Origin of the sequence: Streptomyces maremycinicus (assembly GCF_001184025.1) — a bacterium.
Lineage (GTDB): Bacteria > Actinomycetota > Actinomycetes > Streptomycetales > Streptomycetaceae > Streptomyces > Streptomyces maremycinicus.
In genome coordinates this window covers 155,265-173,049 of record NZ_BBYG01000009.1, presented here as the reverse complement: position 1 = coordinate 173,049, position 17,785 = coordinate 155,265, and the positions used below count along the sequence as shown (strand labels likewise).

Sequence of the window (17,785 nt, the reverse complement as noted above, 5' to 3'; positions counted from 1 at the left end):
TGACCGCGGATGATGGCCGGAGCGCGTCATCCTAGGGCCCGAACGAGCCGCCTGACCAGGGGTTTCGGGACACATATACGGCAATGTCAGTGGTGTGGTGTGCAATGGATCTCGTGCCCGCGCTGAAAGAACCACTGGAACAGTCACTGAAGTCAGTGCTCGGCCCCGCCACCGCGAAGGTGATGGCCGAGCACCTCGGCCTGCACACCGTCGGCGACCTCCTGCACCACTACCCCCGCAGATACGAGGAGCGCGGCCAGCTCACCCACCTCGCCGACCTCCCCATGGACGAACACGTCACCGTGGTCGCCCAGGTCGCCGACGCCCGGCTGCACAGCTTCGCCTCCGCCAAGGCTCCCCGGGGCAAGGGCCAGCGCCTGGAGGTGACCATCACCGACGGCAGCGGCCGCCTCCAGCTGGTCTTCTTCGGCAGCGGCGTCCACAAACCGCACAAGGATCTGCTGCCGGGCACGCGCGCGATGTTCTCCGGGAAGGTCTCGGTCTTCAACCGCCGTCTCCAGCTGGCCCATCCGGCCTACGAACTGCTGCGGGCCGACAGCGAGGAATCGGTCGAGACCTGGGCGGGCGCCCTCATCCCGCTCTACCCCGCGACGGCGAAACTGGAGTCCTGGAAGATCGGCAAGGCGATCCAGACCGTCCTGCCCGCCGCGCAGGAGGCGCTCGACCCCCTCCCGGACGCGCTGCGGGACGGCCGGGGGCTGGTCCCCCTCCCCGAGGCCCTGCTGAAGATCCACCGCCCCCACACCAAGGCGGACATCGCCGACGCCCGTGCCCGGCTGAAGTGGGACGAGGCCTTCGTGCTCCAGGTCGCCCTCGCCCGCCGCCGCCACGCCGACGCCCAACTCCCGGCCGTCCCGCGCGAGCCCGCCGCCGACGGTCTGCTGACCTCGTTCGACGCCCGGCTGCCCTTCACCCTCACCGAGGGCCAGCAGAAGGTCTCGAAGGAGATCTTCGACGACCTGGCGACGGACCACCCGATGCACCGGCTGCTCCAGGGCGAGGTCGGCTCGGGCAAGACCCTGGTCGCGCTGCGCGCCATGCTCGCCGTGGTCGACGCCGGCGGTCAGGCCGCCCTGCTCGCCCCCACCGAGGTCCTCGCCCAGCAGCACCACCGCTCCGTCGTCGAGATGATGGGCGAACTGGCCGAGGGCGGGATGCTGGGCGGGTCCGAGCGGGCCACCAAGGTCGTGGTGCTGACCGGGTCCATGGGCACGGCCGCCCGCCGGCAGGCACTGCTCGACCTGGTCACCGGAGAGGCCGGCATCGTGATCGGCACCCACGCGCTGATCGAGGACAAGGTCCGGTTCCACGACCTGGGCCTGGTCGTGGTCGACGAACAGCACCGCTTCGGCGTCGAGCAGCGCGACGCGCTGCGCGGCAAGGGCAAGCAGCCCCCGCACCTGCTCGTCATGACGGCCACGCCCATCCCGCGCACCGTCGCCATGACCGTCTTCGGCGACCTGGAGACCTCCGTCCTCGACCAGCTCCCGGCCGGCCGCTCGCCCATCGCCAGCCATGTCGTCCCGGCCGCCGACAAGCCGCACTTCCTGGCGCGCGCCTGGGAGCGGGTCCGCGAGGAGGTGGGCAACGGCCATCAGGCGTACGTCGTCTGCCCGCGCATCGGCGACGAGGAGGAGGAGAAGAAGGGCGGCAAGGCCAGGAAGAAGTCACCTGAGGACGAGGCCGAGAAGCGGCCGCCGCTCGCCGTCCTGGACATCGCCGACCAGCTCGCCAAGGGCCCCCTGCACGGCCTCGGGGTCGAGGTCCTGCACGGCCGCATGCACCCCGACGACAAGGACGCCGTCATGCGCCGTTTCGCCGCGGGCGACACCGACGTCCTGGTCGCCACGACCGTCATCGAGGTCGGCGTCAACGTCCCGAACGCCACCGCGATGGTGATCATGGACGCCGACCGCTTCGGCGTCTCCCAGCTGCACCAGCTGCGCGGTCGGGTGGGCCGCGGCTCGGCGCCCGGGCTGTGCCTGCTGGTCTCCGAGATGCCCGAGGCGAGCGCGGCCCGCCGACGCCTCGACGCCGTGGCCGCCACCCTCGACGGCTTCGAGCTCTCCCGGATCGACCTCGAACAGCGCCGCGAGGGCGATGTCCTGGGCCAGGCGCAGTCCGGCGCCCGCTCCAGCCTGCGCGTCCTCGCGGTCATCGAGGACGAGGAGGTCATCGCGGAGGCGCGCGAGGAGGCGGCCCGCCTGGTCGCCGCCGACCCCGAGCTGGAGACCGTCCCCGGCCTGCGCATCGCCCTGGACGCCCTCCTGGACGAGGAACGCGAGCAGTACCTGGAAAAGGGCTGACGCCGGCCGACACGGACGCCGGGCCGCCGCCGCAGCCCGGTCCGGCCCCCGCCGGAGCGCACCTGTGCGGCTTCGCCTGCCAGACTGGACGGGTATCCGCTCCCGAACAAGGAACCCGAGATGACCCGCGTGATCGCCGGCGCCGCCGGTGGACGTCGACTGGCGGTCCCGCCAGGCACCGGCACCCGCCCCACCTCCGACCGCGCGCGCGAGGGTCTCTTCTCCACCTGGCAGGCCCTGCTCGGCGGCCCCCTCGGCGGCGAACGCGTCCTCGATCTGTACGCGGGCTCCGGCGCCGTGGGCCTGGAGGCCCTCTCCCGGGGCGCGGGCCACACCCTCCTCGTCGAGGCCGACGCGCGGGCGGCCCGCACCATCCGGGAGAACGTGAAGGCGCTCGGTCTGCCCGGCGCCGAGGTCCGGGCCGGCAAGGCCCGGCAGATCGTCCAGACATCGCCGACGGAGCCGTACGACCTCGTCTTCCTCGATCCTCCGTACGCCGTCACGAACGACGATCTTCGGGAGATTCTGCTCACACTCCGCTCGGGGGGCTGGCTCGCGGCCGATGCCCTCGTCACCGTGGAGCGCAGCACCAGAGGCGGGGAGTTCCCCTGGCCGGACGGCTTCGAGGCGCTCAGGTCCCGTCGCTACGGCGAGGGAACGTTTTGGTACGGTCGCGCCGCCTCTACGTGCGAAGACGCGCGATGACCGGACTGGAGAGCGAGGGACCACAAGTGCGCCGTGCCGTCTGTCCCGGGTCGTTCGACCCGATCACCAACGGACACCTCGACATCATTTCCCGTGCCTCTCGTCTGTATGACGAGGTCTATGTCGCGGTCATGATCAACAAGGCCAAGAAGGGCCTGTTCGAGATCGACGAGCGGATCGACCTCATCCGCCAGGTCACCGCCGAGTACGGCAACGTCCGGGTCGAGTCCTTCCACGGCCTCCTCGTCGACTTCTGCAAGCAGCGCGACATCCCGGCCATCGTCAAGGGCCTGCGGGCGGTCAGCGACTTCGACTACGAGCTTCAGATGGCCCAGATGAACAACGGCCTGTCGGGCGTCGAGACGCTGTTCGTGCCCACCAACCCCACGTACAGCTTCCTCTCCTCCTCCCTGGTCAAGGAGGTCGCCACCTGGGGCGGCGACGTCTCCCACCTGGTGCCGCCGCTGGTCCTGGAAGCCCTGGCCGGACGGCTCAGGCAGGACTGACCCCGGGACCGGTCCGCTGACGGCCTGTCACCCGGTGTCCGCCGGACACCGCATGGCCGTACAGTCGTTCCGTCCGTCTCCAACACAGCGCAGAGAGTGGCGAGCAACCGGTGGACGTGCAGAAGAAGCTCGACGAGATCGTCACCACGATCTCCAGTGCCCGGTCGATGCCGATGTCGGCCTCGTGCGTGGTCAACCGCGCGGACCTGCTCGCCCTGCTGGAAGAGGTGCGCGCGGCCCTGCCCGACTCCCTCGCCCAGGCCGAGGAGCTGATCGGCGGCCGTGAGCAGATGGTCGAGCAGGCCCGCCAGGAGGCCGAGCGGATCATCTCCACCGCGCACGCCGAGCGCGGCTCCCTGATCTCCGACACCGAGATCGCCCGCCGCTCGCAGAACGAGGCGGACCGCATCCTCGCCGAGGCCCGCAAGGAGGCCGAGGAGGTCCGCGCCGAGGCCGACGACTACGTCGACTCCAAGCTCGCGAACTTCGAGGTCGTCCTCACCAAGACGCTCGGCTCCGTCGGCCGCGGCCGCGAGAAGCTCCTTGGCACCGGACCCGGCACCGACGAGAACGGCTACGAGGACGAGGACGCCCCCGAGCGCAGCCACGACCCCGAGACCCTGCGCCGCGACGCCGACGCCTACGTCGACACCAAGCTGGGCGCCTTCGAGGCTGTCCTCGCCAAGACCCTGGACGCGGTCGGCCGCGGCCGCCAGAAGCTGCACGGCCGCATCGCCACGGACGACCTCGGCGCCCTCGCCGACGACGCCACGACCTTCCAGCACTCCTCCGACGCCGACTACCTCGCCGACCTCACCGCCCTCGCGGAGCAGGACGCGGCGGCGGCGCAGCCCGTCCAGCAGCCGTACGACCAGCAGGAACCGCAGCCGGCGTACGGCTACCAGCAGCAGGCGGACCCCTACGGCGGCTACCAGCAGCAACAGCAGCAGGGCTACGGCCAGCAGGACGCGTACGGCTACCAGCAGCAGGCCGACCCGTACTCCCCCACCTTCGACTACGCTCCGGCGGGAGGGGCCCCCATCCAGGGCTACGACACCCAGCAGACCCCGTACGACCCGAACCAGGCCGTGCAGCAGCCCCAGCAGGTCCAGCAGCAGGCCCAGCAGGGTTACGCCCTCGACGAGGCCAGCCTCTTCGACACCGGCATGATCAGTCCCGAGCAGCTGCGCGCCTATGAGCAGGAGCGCGGCCTGTAGCACCGGGGAGGCCGGGGAGGCCGGGGGAGACACCCGGATTGGGCTGTGGGCGAATGCTCCAGTATCCTGTCTCTTCGGTCGCGTGTGCGCTTCGCTGTCTTCGATACGCCCCGCGATCACAGCTGCCCGCGCAACCGTGGGGCAGTGTCCCCAGAGCTCAGAAGATCGAAAGCAGGAATGGCCCTGAACGCCCGCCTCGACCACCGCAAGCCTCTCGTGTTCGATACGCACGAGCTGGGCCGGCGTCCTGGTGCGCTTCAGCGTCTGACCCGCGAGTTCGAGGCTCCCCAGGATCTCGGGATCCAGGGAGTGATCGGAGTGCCGGAAGGCGCCCCGGTGGAGCTCGAGCTCCGACTCGAGTCGGTCATGGAAGGTGTGCTCGTCACAGGCACCGCCCGTGCACAGGCCGAGGGGGAGTGCGTAAGGTGTCTGGAGCCGCTGGAGCTGGAGCTCGAAGCGGACTTCCAGGAGATGTTCTCGTACCCTGACGCCGACGACCGGGGCCGCCCCAAAGCGGAGCCGGTCGACGACGCCGAGGAAGACGAGGACAGGCTCTTCATCGAGGACGGTTTGTTCGACCTCGAACCCGTGCTGCGTGATGCGGTGGTGCTCGCACTGCCGATGCAGCCGGTGTGCCAGGACGACTGTCTGGGCCTGTGCTCCGAGTGCGGAGCCCGGCTCACGGACGACCCGGACCACCACCATGACGCCACCGACATCCGTTGGGCGGCATTGCAGGGACTCGCCGGTTCACTCGAAGACGGCGAGAAGGACGAGATGAGTGGCGAAGCGCCTCGACCGGCGCCCGCCAACGAGAAGCAGGAGAAGTAGCCGTGGCTGTTCCGAAGCGGAAGATGTCGCGCAGCAACACGCGCCACCGCCGGTCGCAGTGGAAGGCTGCGGTCCCCACCCTGGTTGCGTGCGAGCGCTGCCACGAGCCCAAGCAGCAGCACATCGCGTGCCCGTCTTGCGGCACCTACAACAAGCGCCAGGTCCTCGAGGTCTGAGCGGCTGGTGAGAGGCTTCATGTCTGACGCCAAGGCGGACACGACCGCCAAGAAAAAGGCGGAGAACACGGCCTCGTCCCACACGCTTCTGGAAGGGCGGCTCGGCTATCAGCTCGAGTCCGCCCTTCTGGTGCGTGCGCTGACCCACCGTTCCTTCGCATACGAGAACGGCGGCCTGCCGACGAACGAGCGGCTGGAGTTCCTCGGGGACTCCGTGCTCGGCCTCGTCGTCACGGACACGCTGTACCGCACCCACCCCGACCTGCCCGAAGGCCAGCTGGCCAAGTTGCGGGCCGCGGTGGTCAACTCGCGTGCGCTGGCGGAGGTCGGTCGTGGCCTCGACCTGGGTTCCTTCATCCGGCTCGGCCGGGGTGAAGAGGGCACGGGCGGCCGGGACAAGGCGTCCATCCTCGCCGACACCCTCGAAGCGGTGATCGGTGCGGTCTATCTCGATCAGGGCCTCGACGCGGCCTCCGAACTGGTGCACCGCCTGTTCGACCCGCTGATCGAGAAGTCCTCGAACCTCGGTGCCGGCCTGGACTGGAAGACCAGTCTCCAGGAGCTCACCGCGACCGAGGGCCTCGGTGTCCCCGAGTACCTCGTCACGGAGACCGGCCCCGATCACGAGAAGACCTTCACTGCTGCTGCCCGCGTCGGAGGCGTCTCGTACGGCACCGGCACCGGCCGCAGCAAGAAGGAGGCGGAGCAGCAGGCCGCCGAGTCCGCCTGGCGGTCCATCCGGGCCGCGGCGGACGAGCGTGCCAAGACGGCGAACGCCGTGGCGGCCGCCGACGGCAGCCCGGACCCCGAGTCCGCCTCCGCCTGACGAACGGCGGAACCGCAGCACAGCGGAACCGCGCAACAGTGGAACAGCGGTACGAGACGAGCGCCCGCCCTCCGATGGGAGGCGGGCGCTCCGTACGGGGGATCCCATGCCCGAGTTGCCCGAGGTCGAGGTCGTCCGACGCGGTCTGGAGCGGTGGGTCGCCCATCGCACGGTCGCCGAGGCCGAAGTGCTGCACCCGCGTGCCGTACGCCGTCACATCGCCGGCTCCGACGACTTCGCGCACCGGCTCAAGGGTCATCGCGTCGGCACGCCCAGCCGTCGGGGCAAGTATCTGTGGCTGCCGCTGACCGACACGCGTCAGGCGGTCCTGGCCCACCTCGGGATGAGCGGCCAGCTCCTGGTCCAGCCGCACGAGGCCCCCGACGAGAAGCATCTGCGCGTGCGGGTGCGCTTCGCGGACGCGGTCGACACCGAACTGCGCTTCGTCGACCAGCGCACCTTCGGCGGGCTGTCGCTGCACGACACCACGCCCGACGGACTGCCGGACGTCATCGCGCACATCGCCCGTGACCCCCTCGACCCGCTGTTCGAGGACGAGGCGTTCCATCAGGCCCTGCGGCGCAAGCGCACCACCATCAAGCGCGCCCTGCTCGACCAGTCGCTGATCAGCGGGGTCGGCAACATCTACGCGGACGAGGCGCTCTGGCGCGCCCGGCTGCACTACGACCGGCCGACCGCGAACTTCACCCGCCCCCGCACGCTCGAACTCCTGGGCCATGTCCGGGACGTGATGAACGCGGCCCTCGCGGTGGGCGGCACCAGTTTCGACAGCCTGTACGTCAACGTCAACGGCGAGTCGGGCTACTTCGACCGCTCGCTCGACGCGTACGGCCGTGAAGGGCTGCCGTGCAGGCGGTGTGCCACGCCGATGGTCCGGCGCCCGTGGATGAACCGTTCGAGCTATTTCTGCCCGAAGTGTCAGAGGGTGCCGCGCGTCCCGTCGTAGCGTTCGCGGGCGGCCAGTACGTCGTCCATGCGCTCCTCCACGCAGTGGATGAGGGACAGCAGCCGCTCGGCCAGCTCGCGCCCCAGCGGCGTCAGTTCGTAGTCCACGCGGGGCGGGTTGGTCGGCTGGGCCTCGCGGTGCACCAGCCCGTCGCGCTCCAGTGCGTGCAGCGTCTGGGACAGCATCTTCTCGCTCACGCCGTCGACCCGGCGGCGCAGCTCGTTGAAGCGCAGCGAGCCCTCGTACAGTGCCCCGAGCGTGAGTCCGCCCCAGCGGCCCGTGACATGCTCCAGCGTGCCGCGCGAGGGGCAGGCCTTGGCGAACACGTTGAACGGGAGGTCCTGGTCCTCCGCGCGCTCCTGGGTGATGTCCATGCGACAAGCGTACGTGAAGGCAGCGCTGCCCGACAGGTTGCACTAACGAAAAGTTAGTGCTTTCCTGTGGTTACTGCTTTCGACCTGCGCTGTTCAAGGAGTTCTGCATGTCCACGCCCGTCATCGCTGTCGCTTATCACTCCGGCTACGGCCACACCGCCGTGCTCGCCGAGGCCGTCCGGGCCGGTGCCGCCGACGTCGGCGCGCAGGTGCGTCTGATCGAGGTCGACAAGATCACCGAGGAGCAGTGGGCGGTGCTCGACGCCTCGGACGCGATCGTGTTCGGCTCGCCGACCTACATGGGGACGGCGTCCGGCGCCTTCCACGCCTTCGCCGAGGCGACCTCCGCGCGCTGGGCCACCCAGGCGTGGAAGGACAAGCTGGCCGCCGGGTTCACCAACTCCGGCTCCAAGAGCGGCGACAAGCTGCACACGCTCCAGTTCTTCCAGATCCTCGCCGCGCAGCTCGGCATGCACTGGGTCAACCTCGGCCTGCTGCCCGGCTGGAACAGCAGCACCGCCTCCGAGCACGACCTCAACCGCCTGGGCGTCTTCCTGGGCGCGGCCGCGCAGACCAACGTCGACGAGGGTCCGGACGCCGTCCACAAGGCCGACGTGGCGACGGCTGAGCACCTGGGGCGGCGCGTCGCCGAGACCGCGGAGACCTTCCTGGCCGGCCGCGCCCAGGCCGCTTGATCCTTTCCGCGGGTCCGGGACCGGGCCCCGCCGCTCGGTCCTGGCCCGGCCCGGGCTCTGGTAGCCGAAGACGTGACGAGCCAGGTCTCTGACCTACGCCCGTGCCTTCGGTCAGCGCTGCGACCTGCGACTTGGCCGTCGGTGGTTGTCAGCGTTGGTCGTCATCGAGCCCTCCCCGCACGGCCCAGAGACGGCCCGAGCGGGGTGCACCCGGCCACCGGCCGTTCACGATCGGCACGTCCCCCACGCTGGTTTTGCCGCCTGCTTCAAGGGCACACGGCCAGTGACACTCGCGGAGGTACTGAGATGAGCGCCGGAGAACGGGCCAAGGCGAAGGCTGAACAGGTGGTCGGAAAGACTGTGCGGAAGGCCGCCCACGCTGTGCACAAAGGAACCCTCGAAGCAAAAGGCGCCGCTCTCGAAGCACGGGGCATGATGCGCGGCGCGAAAGAACGGTCCAAAGGCTCCCTCAAGCACTGACAGGTCGCTGCTGTACCGCACGGAGGGCCTGACCACCGTGGTCAGGCCCTCCGAAGGCGTTGCGGACTCCCTGTCTGGGCCAGAGCCCGGCGAGTTCACCCCTGCGGACCTCGGTTCCCCGTGAGTTCCCGTCGGTTCCGGCACGGAGGCGGCACGCCAGGCATGCGGCCATGCCCGAGATCATTCCGACGGACTCAGAAGCCGAGAGCGCGAGAGGACGCGCCCCACTGTGGCTCCACGTCGAGGATCTTCGTCGGCTCGCATCCCACTGCTGCTGCTCCGAGGACACTTCGCAGACCGTGCATTCACATCCCACACCCACCGCAGGTGAGGGCCCCTAGGGCCCCTGACCAGGCATCTCGGTCAAGGGTCGTTCTGGTGTGCGCTGCCCGTCACCCACCGCGGTTCCCCGCCGCTTACCGGAGCAACGGGCACGGCGGGGGCACGGCTGATCCGTCGTTCTACAGAGATCGGTCCGTGACGGTCGTGCTGCCTCCTCGGTCGTCCGAGGGCGGGGTCCAGACCGTGCCGTTCTTTTTGAGGGTTTCCAGGATCCATGTGCGTCCGGCCGGGCCCGCGGTCCGCCAGGTCCAGCTCATACGGCGGCGCCTCTTGCGCCAGGAGATCCGTCGAGGCGCTTGGGTCTGGCTTCCTGCGATGTTGTGCACCAGATCCGCGAGCCATGCGATGCACGCAACGTAGTCGTCGTCGGGCCAGGTGGTCAGGGCCTTACGGCGGCGGGCCATGCTCCGGATTTCGAGCACTGCCCAGTAGGTCAGCAAGGCCGCCACTGTGTCGTCGTCAACCGGTCGAGCCTCTGCCACCGCGTCCTCCCCCGTGATTTCAGGACGTTGATTCTGCGGAAGACGGCCCGGAGACGGCCCAGGGGCAGTCTTAGGTGGCTGAGCTGCGGTTGTCTCAGTAGCCGAAGTCCTGCGTCCACCACGGCCCGCCGGCGCCCAGATGGACACCGACGCCCAGCGTCTTGAAGTCGCAGTTCAGGATGTTCGCCTTGTGGCCGGGGCTGTTCATCCAGGCTTCCATGACCGCGGCTGCGTCGGCCTGGCCACGGGCTATGTTCTCGCCGCCGAGGTCGGATATCCCGGCCTTCGCGGCCCGGTCCCACGGGGTCGCCCCGTCCGGATCGGTGTGGTCGAAGAAGCCTCGCGCGGCCATGTCGTCGCTGAACGCCTCGGCGAGTTCCGACAGCCCGCTGTTGGCGGCGACGGCGCTGCACCCGACCTTGGCCCGCTCCTCGTTGACCAGCTTCAGCACCTCGGCCGCGGCCTGTGCCTCGGCCGAGACCGTCACCGGGGACTCGGACTTCTCCGGAGCCTCGGTGGCCGTCTTCGACTTGGACGGCGTGGTCTTCGGCTTCTTCGAGGGCGTGGCCCGCGGCTCCTCGGTGGCCGTCTCGGTCGGGGACGCCGTCGCGGTGGAGGCGGAGGGGGACGGTGTCGTGGGGGCGGAGGGCGAGGCCGAGCGGCCGGCGTCGCGGCTGGTCGACGTGCCCCCGCGTCCGGCGTCGGCGGAGCCGGAGGTGCCGCCCTGCTCGGAGGCCGAGTTGGTCGGGGAGTCGGCGGCCTGCACCTTGTCGCCCGAGCCGCTGCCGCCGCCCAGTTGGTAGTTGTCCAGACCGGGCACCACGCCCGTGGCCACCGCGACGGTGCCGATGGCGACCGCGGCGGAGACTCCCAGCAGGCCCGTCTTGACCGGCGTGGCGACCTTCCGCTTGCGCCGGCGGCCCGCCCCGGCCTGGTTCGAGCCCGGTCGCAGGGCACCGTCGTCGGGCCGGAAGCCGTCCGTCGCGAAGACCGCGGTGTCGTGGGCGTACTCGTCGCCGGTGGCGAACAGGTACTCCCGGCTTCTGGCGACCGAGTCGGCGTACGCCTCGGGATTCAGATAGGGCGCGATGCCCATGGCGGGGCGATCGTCGGCGTACGGGTCCTGCGTGGCGTGACTGTCCGCGTGCGAGCCGTGCGTCTGTGTGACCCCCGTGGCGCGGCCCGTGGCGGCGCGGCCGGCGGCGGAGCGTCGGTGGCGTCCCATGTCCTTGCCTTCCTCGTCCAAGCGGTGTTCCCAGCGGTGATTCTCCGGTCGGCCGAAGTGCTGGGGCGTCGTGCGCCTCCTGCGCCCTCTGGTCAACCTGACTCACCCGATCGAGTGAGTTTCATATGAGAATCATTGGGTCGGGACGGTACCGCATGGGCCTGGGGGAGGAAGTGCTCCGAGCGACTTTGCCCGGTTAGGTTGCACCCATGAACGAGGATGTACGGCTGGTCGCCTGGGTGCGCGGACACGTCCAAGGAGTGGGTTTCCGCTGGTTCACCCGGGCCAAGGCGCTGGAGATCGGCGGCCTGAGTGGCTTTGCTCTCAATTTGGCCGACGGACGGGTCCAGGTCGTCGCGGAGGGCGCCCGGGAGGGCTGCGAGGGACTGCTCGGGTGGCTCCTGGGTGACGACACGCCCGGGCGGGTGGACGGCGTCACCGAGATATGGGACACACCGCGCGGCGGCTACGACGGCTTCGCGATCCGCTGAGGATTGCGCGCGGAGCGGTCCGGAACGGGCGCCGGTACATGCCAGTGGCACCTGCCCCGACGAAAAGGGGCAGGTGGTTGCCAAGAATCGCTTGCAGTGGGAGGCTCCGCACGTCAGGATGATCGCCACGCCCCGAGGGCCCCGCAGGAGTCGCAGCGCCGCCGTTCAGGCCGCGCGCCACCGGGATGCCCGCCAATACGGGGCGTGATCGTGTTGACCGTCAAACTTTTTGGTGAGACGCTGAAAGCACCCCGCGCACCTCAGCTGTTTGGCATGGATGAACGGCAACATCACCGAGATCCTGGCAAGCACCGCGGGTGCGAATCCCTCACGACCCACACCGCTTCGGTCGGTCACTCATTGTGGAGGACCATCCATCATGGCAAAGGCGCTTCTCGGTTACGTCGGCGGCTCCGACCCGCGACTCCTCGCCGAGATGCGACGGCTCCAGCAGCGTGTACAGGATCTGGAATCCGAGCTCGGACGGATCCAGGCCGAGAACGACGCGCTGACGGCTGCCGCTTCTCACGAATCGCTTCTGGAGAGCATCGACGCACGCCAGGCGGAGCCTGCGCTCACCTGATCGCTGCACCGCTGCACAACGGCACACGCAGTGGTCGGGCGGCTCATCTCACCGCGTCGGACCGCTAGGTTGTCAGAGTTTGCAAGGGACGCTTCGGCGTCCCTTCTTTCTTTCCCCGCCCCGTCTTCGCCTCGTCCACTCCGGCTTTCCCGCCGTCGTCCCGGCCGCTCTTTCGCTCCCCCGCGCACCCTTTCAGACTCTTAACGTTTGGTGTGCCCTGCGCGTTCATGGGTGAAACCGCGGGTTCATGGAGTGAGACACCCCCGGAAGGTAGAGTCCAGCGCCGTGCACCTCAAGGCCCTGACCCTGCGGGGGTTCAAGTCGTTCGCCTCGGCGACCACGCTCAGGTTCGAACCGGGTATCACCTGCGTCGTCGGACCGAACGGCTCGGGCAAGTCCAACGTCGTCGACGCGCTCAGCTGGGTCATGGGCGAACAGGGCGCGAAGTCGCTGCGCGGCGGCAAGATGGAGGACGTCATCTTCGCCGGCACCACCGGCCGCCCCCCGCTGGGCCGCGCCGAGGTGTCCCTGACCATCGACAACTCCGACGGCGCGCTCCCCATCGAGTACGCCGAGGTCACCATCACGCGGATCATGTTCCGCAACGGCGGCAGCGAGTACCAGATCAACGGGGACACCTGCCGGCTCCTCGACATCCAGGACCTGCTGTCCGACTCCGGCATCGGCCGCGAGATGCACGTCATCGTCGGCCAGGGCCAGCTCGACTCCGTGCTGCACGCCGACCCCATGGGCCGCCGCGCCTTCATCGAGGAGGCCGCGGGCGTCCTCAAGCACCGCAAGCGCAAGGAGAAGGCGCTCAGGAAACTGGACGCGATGCAGGCCAACCTCGCCCGCGTGCAGGACCTGACCGACGAGCTGCGGCGCCAGCTCAAGCCGCTCGGCCGGCAGGCCGCCGTCGCCCGCCGGGCCGCCGTCATCCAGGCCGACCTGCGCGACGCCCGCCTGCGCCTCCTCGCCGACGATCTCGTACGGCTGCGGGAGGCCCTCAGCGCCGAGGTCGCCGACGAGGCCGCCCTCAAGGAGCGCAAGGAAGCCGCCGAGCAGGAACTGCGCAAGGCCCTCCAGCGGGAGGCGCTGCTGGAGGACGAGGTCCGCAGGCTCGCACCGCGCCTCCAGCGCGCCCAGCAGACCTGGTACGAACTGTCCCAGCTCGCCGAGCGCGTCCGCGGCACGATCTCGCTGGCCGACGCGCGGGTGAAGAGCGCCACCTCCGCGCCGCCCGACGAGCGCCGCGGCCGCGACCCCGAGGACATGGAGCGCGAGGCCGCCCGCGTCCGCGAGCAGGAGGCCGAGCTGGAGGCCGCCCTCGAGGCGGCCCAGCACGCGCTCGACGACACCGTCGCCCACCGCGCCGACCTGGAGCGGGAGCTCGCCGTGGAGGAACGGCGGCTGAAGGACGTCGCCCGGGCCATCGCCGACCGCCGCGAGGGCCTGGCCCGGCTGAACGGCCAGGTCAACGCGGCCCGTTCGCGTGCCGCCTCCGCCCAGGCCGAGATCGACCGGCTCGCCGCCGCCCGCGACGAGGCCCAGGAGCGGGCCGTCGCCGCGCAGGAGGAGTACGAGGCGCTGAAGGCGGAGGTCGACGGCCTCGACGCGGGTGACCAGGAGCTCGGGGAACAGCACGAGGCGGCCAAGCGGCGGCTCGTCGAGGCGGAGTCCGCCCTCACCGCCGCCCGCGAGGCGGTCACCGCCGCCGAACGCAGCCGGGCCGCGACCCAGGCCCGCCACGAGACCCTGGCGCTGGGCCTGCGCCGCAAGGACGGCACGGGCGCGCTGCTCGGCGCGCGCGACCGGCTGAGCGGACTGCTGGGCCCGGCGGCCGGACTGCTGACGGTGACACAGGGGTACGAGGTCCCGCTCGCGGCGGCCTTCGGGGCGGCGGCGGACGCCCTGGCCGTCGCCTCGCCGTCCGCGGCCGCCGAGGCGATCCGCCTGCTGCGCAAGCAGGACGCGGGCCGCGCCGCGCTGCTGCTCGGCGGCGCCCCCGACGACGTACCCCAGGAGCCCCGGGAGACCGAGGGGCTGAGGTATGCCGCCGACCTCGTGCGGGGCCCCGACGATCTGCTGCCCGCCGTACGGCGTCTCCTGCGCGGGATCGTCGTCGTCGGCACGCTGGAGGACGCCGAGGAGATCGTCTACGCCAGGCCCGATCTCACCGCCGTCACCGCCGAGGGCGATCTGCTGGGGGCGCACTTCGCGCACGGCGGGTCCGCCGGGGCGCCCAGTCTGCTGGAGGTGCAGGCGTCCGTCGACGAGGCCGCGGCCGAACTGGACGAGCTGGCCGTGCGCTGCGCGGAACTGACCCTGGAGCAGCAGGCGGCGGGGGAGCGGCGCAAGGAGTGTGCCGCGCTCGTCGAGGAGTCGGGGGAGCGGCGGCGGGCGGCCGACCGGGAGAAGTCGGCCGTGGCCCAGCAGCTCGGGCGGCTCGCCGGACAGGCGCGGGGCGCCGCAGGTGAGGCGGAGCGCTCCGCGGCGGCCGCGGCGCGGGCCCAGGAGGCACTGGACCGGGCCGTGGAAGAGGCCGAGGAACTGGCCGAACGGCTGGCCGTCGCCGAGGAGATGCCGGTCGAGGAGGAGCCCGACACCTCCGCGCGCGACCGGCTCGCCGCGGACGGGGCCAACGCCCGGCAGACCGAGATGGAGGCACGGCTCCAGGTCCGTACGCACGAGGAGCGGGTGAAGGGGCTGGCCGGGCGGGCCGACTCGCTGGACCGGGCCGCGCGGGCCGAACGCGAGGCACGCGCGCGTGCGGAGCAGCGGCGGGCGCGGCTGCGGCACGAGGCCGCGGTCGCGGAGGCCGTCGCCTCCGGTGCCCGGCAGTTGCTCGCGCATGTCGAGGTGTCCCTCGGACGGGCCGAGGCGGAGCGGGTCGCCGCCGACGCCGCCAAGGCGCGGCGCGAGCAGGAACTGGCCGCCGCCCGCACCGCGGGGCGCGATCTCAAGGCCGAGCTGGACAAGCTGACCGACTCCGTCCACCGGGGCGAGGTGCTCGGTGCCGAGAAGCGGATGCGGATCGAGCAGCTGGAGACCAAGGCGCTGGAGGAGCTGGGGGTGGAGCCCGCGGGGCTCGTCTCCGAGTACGGGCCCCACCAGCCGGTGCCGCCCTCGCCGCCCGCCGAGGGCGAGGTGCTGCCGGAGGACCCCGAGGACCCGCGCAACCAGCCGAGGCGTTTCCTGCGGGCCGAGCAGGAGAAGCGGCTGCGGGCGGCCGAACGCGCCTATCAGCAGCTCGGCAAGGTGAACCCGCTCGCCCTGGAGGAGTTCTCGGCGCTGGAGGAGCGGCACAAGTTCCTCAGTGAGCAGTTGGAGGACCTCAAGAAGACCCGGGCCGACCTCCTTCAGGTCGTGAAGGAGGTCGACGAGCGGGTCGAGCAGGTCTTCACCGAGGCGTTCCGGGACACCGCGCGGCAGTTCGAAGGGGTGTTCAGCCGGCTGTTCCCGGGCGGTGAGGGGCGGCTGATCCTGACCGACCCCGACAACATGCTCACCACGGGCGTCGACGTCGAGGCCCGGCCGCCCGGCAAGAAGGTCAAGCGGCTCAGCCTGCTCTCCGGTGGCGAGCGGTCGCTGACCGCCGTCGCCATGCTGGTGTCGATCTTCAAGGCCAGGCCCAGCCCGTTCTACGTCATGGACGAGGTCGAGGCGGCCCTCGACGACACCAACCTCCAGCGGCTGATCCGCATCATGCAGGAGCTCCAGGAGTCCTCGCAGCTGATCGTGATCACGCACCAGAAGCGCACGATGGAGGTCGCCGACGCGCTGTATGGCGTGTCCATGCAGGGCGACGGTGTGTCGAAGGTCATCAGCCAGCGCCTGCGCTGAACGGGCCGCGGCGGGGTACTAGGCACCAAGCCCCGAGCATCTCTTCAAGAATTGAACACACCTCCCTAAAGCGTGTGCTGAAAAGTCACACTCACACCCTCTTGACTTCGAAACTTGAAGGCATAGTCTCGGCTCCGTTGCTTTTACCTTCAGGTACCACCTATCTGGAGGTGTTGATCCCGTCGGCGGCGCTGCCGGCGGCCCGAGGAGTTGAACGTGACCAGCACAGAGCAGGCACAAAAGTCAGGAGCCGGGACGGCTCACCCCGATCATCTCGGGCACGTCATCTTCATCGCGGCGGCGGCCGCGATGGGCGGTTTCCTCTTCGGCTACGACAGCTCCGTGATCAACGGTGCGGTCGAGGCCATCCGGGACCGTTACGACGTCGGTTCCGCGGCCCTGGCGCAGGTCATCGCCATCGCCCTGATCGGCTGCGCGATCGGTGCCGCGACCGCGGGCCGCATCGCCGACCGGATCGGCCGGATCCGGGTGATGCAGATCGCCGCGGTGCTGTTCACCGTCAGCGCGGTCGGCTCGGCGCTGCCGTTCGCGCTGTGGGACTTCGCGGCCTGGCGGGTCGTCGGCGGCTTCGCCATCGGCATGGCCTCGGTCATCGGCCCCGCCTACATCGCGGAGGTGGCCCCGCCCGCCTACCGCGGCCGTCTGGGCTCCTTCCAGCAGGCCGCGATCGTCATCGGCATCGCGATCTCGCAGCTGGTCAACTGGGGTCTGCTCAACGCCGCCGGCGGCGACCAGCGCGGCAAGCTGATGGGCCTGGAGGCCTGGCAGGTCATGCTGGGCGTCATGGTGATCCCGGCTGTCCTGTACGGCCTGCTCTCCTTCGCCATCCCCGAGTCCCCGCGCTTCTTGATCTCCGTCGGCAAGTACGACCGGGCCCGCGACATCCTCGCAGAGGTCGAGGGCGACAAGATCGACCTGGACGCCCGCGTCGCCGAGATCGAGCACGGCATGAAGAGCGAGCACAAGTCGACCTTCAAGGACCTGCTCGGCGGTTCCTTCTTCTTCAAGCCGATCGTCTGGGTCGGCATCGGCCTGTCGGTCTTCCAGCAGTTCGTCGGCATCAACGTCGCGTTCTACTACTCCTCGACGCTGTGGCAGTCCGTCGGTGTCGACCCGACCGACTCGTTCTTCTACTCCTTCACGACGTCGATCATCAACATCATCGGCACCGTCATCGCGATGATCTTCGTGGACCGGGTCGGCCGCAAGCCGCTGGCCCTCATCGGCTCCGTCGGCATGGTCATCGGCCTCGGGCTGGAGGCCTGGGCGTTCTCCTTCGACCTGGTCGACGGCAAGCTCCCGGCCACCCAGGGCTGGATCGCCCTGATCGCCGCCCACGTGTTCGTCCTGTTCTTCGCCCTGTCCTGGGGCGTGGTGGTCTGGGTCTTCCTCGGCGAGATGTTCCCCAACCGCATCCGCGCCGCCGCCCTCGGTGTCGCCGCGTCCGCGCAGTGGATCGCCAACTGGGCCATCACCGCGAGCTTCCCGTCCCTGGCCGACTGGAACCTCTCCGCGACCTACGTGATCTACACCGCCTTCGCCGCCCTCTCCATCCCCTTCGTCCTGAAGTACGTCAAGGAGACGAAGGGCAAGTCCCTGGAGGAGATGGGCTGAGCCTCCCGCGGAGGCCTCTCGACTCGAGGAGCCGGGCCAAGTCCCCGCTGCCCGCTCCTCGATACCCGTAGAACGCGCTG

The 17,785-nt window shown here is 70.3% G+C and carries 17 protein-coding genes; 14 read left to right on the top strand and 3 right to left on the bottom strand.

Annotated elements, in window-relative coordinates; all coding sequences use genetic code 11:
* The first annotated feature begins 104 nt into the window (after window positions 1–104).
* The 8 genes from recG (at window position 105) to mutM (ending at window position 7,555) form a co-directional block, all read left to right on the top strand.
* A complete protein-coding gene (recG, locus tag AOQ37_RS05350) occupies window positions 105–2,327 on the top strand; it encodes an ATP-dependent DNA helicase RecG (RefSeq protein ID WP_062641764.1) in 2,223 nt (740 codons plus the stop codon).
* A 120-nt stretch (window positions 2,328–2,447) separates the two neighbouring features.
* A complete protein-coding gene (gene rsmD, locus AOQ37_RS05345; RefSeq protein WP_062641762.1) occupies window positions 2,448–3,032 on the top strand; it encodes a 16S rRNA (guanine(966)-N(2))-methyltransferase RsmD in 585 nt (194 codons plus the stop codon).
* Between the two features lie 26 nt (window positions 3,033–3,058).
* Window positions 3,059–3,538: a pantetheine-phosphate adenylyltransferase gene (coaD, locus tag AOQ37_RS05340; RefSeq protein WP_062641760.1), complete on the top strand. Its 480-nt coding sequence runs from the start codon at window positions 3,059–3,061 to the stop codon at window positions 3,536–3,538.
* A 110-nt stretch (window positions 3,539–3,648) separates the two neighbouring features.
* Window positions 3,649–4,755: a F0F1 ATP synthase subunit B gene (locus tag AOQ37_RS05335; protein ID WP_062641758.1), complete on the top strand. Its 1,107-nt coding sequence runs from the start codon at window positions 3,649–3,651 to the stop codon at window positions 4,753–4,755.
* Between the two features lie 177 nt (window positions 4,756–4,932).
* Window positions 4,933–5,586 carry a YceD family protein gene (locus AOQ37_RS05330; RefSeq protein WP_062641756.1) on the top strand — a complete coding sequence of 218 codons (654 nt, stop codon included), beginning with the start codon at window positions 4,933–4,935 and terminating at the stop codon, window positions 5,584–5,586.
* Window positions 5,587–5,588: 2 nt separating this feature from the next.
* Complete coding sequence (rpmF, locus tag AOQ37_RS05325) at window positions 5,589–5,762, top strand: 50S ribosomal protein L32 (protein WP_003951102.1); 174 nt, start codon at window positions 5,589–5,591, stop codon at window positions 5,760–5,762.
* A gap of 19 nt (window positions 5,763–5,781) precedes the next feature.
* Window positions 5,782–6,588 carry a ribonuclease III gene (gene rnc, locus AOQ37_RS05320; protein WP_062641754.1) on the top strand — a complete coding sequence of 269 codons (807 nt, stop codon included), beginning with the start codon at window positions 5,782–5,784 and terminating at the stop codon, window positions 6,586–6,588.
* Window positions 6,589–6,694: 106 nt separating this feature from the next.
* Complete coding sequence (gene mutM / locus AOQ37_RS05315) at window positions 6,695–7,555, top strand: bifunctional DNA-formamidopyrimidine glycosylase/DNA-(apurinic or apyrimidinic site) lyase (RefSeq protein ID WP_062641752.1); 861 nt, start codon at window positions 6,695–6,697, stop codon at window positions 7,553–7,555.
* Here the strand turns inward: mutM and AOQ37_RS05310 are convergent.
* Window positions 7,528–7,929, bottom strand: coding sequence for a winged helix-turn-helix transcriptional regulator (locus AOQ37_RS05310; protein ID WP_062641750.1), 402 nt, complete (start codon window positions 7,927–7,929; stop codon window positions 7,528–7,530). The two genes, mutM and AOQ37_RS05310, sit on opposite strands and share 28 nt — an antisense overlap.
* Before the next feature lie 107 nt (window positions 7,930–8,036).
* Here AOQ37_RS05310 and AOQ37_RS05305 point away from each other — a divergent pair, with 107 nt between their 5' ends.
* Both AOQ37_RS05305 and AOQ37_RS40775 read left to right on the top strand, forming a co-directional pair.
* A complete protein-coding gene (locus AOQ37_RS05305) occupies window positions 8,037–8,624 on the top strand; it encodes a flavodoxin family protein (RefSeq protein WP_062641748.1) in 588 nt (195 codons plus the stop codon).
* A gap of 306 nt (window positions 8,625–8,930) precedes the next feature.
* The gene (locus AOQ37_RS40775; protein ID WP_167532579.1) at window positions 8,931–9,104 is read left to right on the top strand and encodes a hypothetical protein; all 174 of its coding nucleotides are present in this window, start codon (window positions 8,931–8,933) and stop codon (window positions 9,102–9,104) included.
* A 461-nt stretch (window positions 9,105–9,565) separates the two neighbouring features.
* Here AOQ37_RS40775 and AOQ37_RS40330 read toward each other — a convergent pair whose 3' ends face one another.
* Together AOQ37_RS40330 and AOQ37_RS05300 are read right to left on the bottom strand one after the other, a co-directional pair.
* Window positions 9,566–9,886, bottom strand: a complete 321-nt coding sequence (locus tag AOQ37_RS40330) for a hypothetical protein (RefSeq protein ID WP_159401305.1) — start codon at window positions 9,884–9,886, stop codon at window positions 9,566–9,568.
* Between the two features lie 136 nt (window positions 9,887–10,022).
* Complete coding sequence (locus AOQ37_RS05300) at window positions 10,023–11,153, bottom strand: CAP domain-containing protein (RefSeq protein ID WP_062642455.1); 1,131 nt, start codon at window positions 11,151–11,153, stop codon at window positions 10,023–10,025.
* Between the two features lie 209 nt (window positions 11,154–11,362).
* Here AOQ37_RS05300 and AOQ37_RS05295 point away from each other — a divergent pair, with 209 nt between their 5' ends.
* The 4 genes from AOQ37_RS05295 to AOQ37_RS05280 all read left to right on the top strand — a co-directional run bounded on the left by AOQ37_RS05295 (window position 11,363) and on the right by AOQ37_RS05280 (window position 17,705).
* A complete protein-coding gene (locus AOQ37_RS05295; RefSeq protein ID WP_020128724.1) occupies window positions 11,363–11,644 on the top strand; it encodes an acylphosphatase in 282 nt (93 codons plus the stop codon).
* 379 nt (window positions 11,645–12,023) lie between these two features.
* Window positions 12,024–12,227: a hypothetical protein gene (locus AOQ37_RS05290; RefSeq protein WP_020128723.1), complete on the top strand. Its 204-nt coding sequence runs from the start codon at window positions 12,024–12,026 to the stop codon at window positions 12,225–12,227.
* Window positions 12,228–12,512: 285 nt separating this feature from the next.
* Window positions 12,513–16,070: a chromosome segregation protein SMC gene (gene smc / locus AOQ37_RS05285; RefSeq protein WP_062641746.1), complete on the top strand. Its 3,558-nt coding sequence runs from the start codon at window positions 12,513–12,515 to the stop codon at window positions 16,068–16,070.
* A 216-nt stretch (window positions 16,071–16,286) separates the two neighbouring features.
* Window positions 16,287–17,705, top strand: a complete 1,419-nt coding sequence (locus tag AOQ37_RS05280; RefSeq protein ID WP_062641744.1) for a sugar porter family MFS transporter — start codon at window positions 16,287–16,289, stop codon at window positions 17,703–17,705.
* Window positions 17,706–17,785 lie beyond the last annotated feature (80 nt).

Bases quoted from the DNA above. Each gene is read 5' to 3' on its own strand.
- AOQ37_RS05295 (WP_020128724.1), top strand. From the start codon at position 11,363: ATGAACGAGGATGTACGGCTGGTCGCCTGGGTGCGCGGACACGTCCAA.
- rsmD (WP_062641762.1), top strand. From the start codon at position 2,448: ATGACCCGCGTGATCGCCGGCGCCGCCGGTGGACGTCGACTGGCGGTC.
- AOQ37_RS05330 (WP_062641756.1), top strand. From the start codon at position 4,933: ATGGCCCTGAACGCCCGCCTCGACCACCGCAAGCCTCTCGTGTTCGAT.
- recG (WP_062641764.1), top strand. From the start codon at position 105: ATGGATCTCGTGCCCGCGCTGAAAGAACCACTGGAACAGTCACTGAAG.
- AOQ37_RS40775 (WP_167532579.1), top strand. From the start codon at position 8,931: ATGAGCGCCGGAGAACGGGCCAAGGCGAAGGCTGAACAGGTGGTCGGA.
- rnc (WP_062641754.1), top strand. From the start codon at position 5,782: ATGTCTGACGCCAAGGCGGACACGACCGCCAAGAAAAAGGCGGAGAAC.
- AOQ37_RS05305 (WP_062641748.1), top strand. From the start codon at position 8,037: ATGTCCACGCCCGTCATCGCTGTCGCTTATCACTCCGGCTACGGCCAC.
- AOQ37_RS05310 (WP_062641750.1), bottom strand. From the start codon at position 7,929: ATGGACATCACCCAGGAGCGCGCGGAGGACCAGGACCTCCCGTTCAAC.
- AOQ37_RS05290 (WP_020128723.1), top strand. From the start codon at position 12,024: ATGGCAAAGGCGCTTCTCGGTTACGTCGGCGGCTCCGACCCGCGACTC.
- AOQ37_RS05300 (WP_062642455.1), bottom strand. From the start codon at position 11,153: ATGGGACGCCACCGACGCTCCGCCGCCGGCCGCGCCGCCACGGGCCGC.
- mutM (WP_062641752.1), top strand. From the start codon at position 6,695: ATGCCCGAGTTGCCCGAGGTCGAGGTCGTCCGACGCGGTCTGGAGCGG.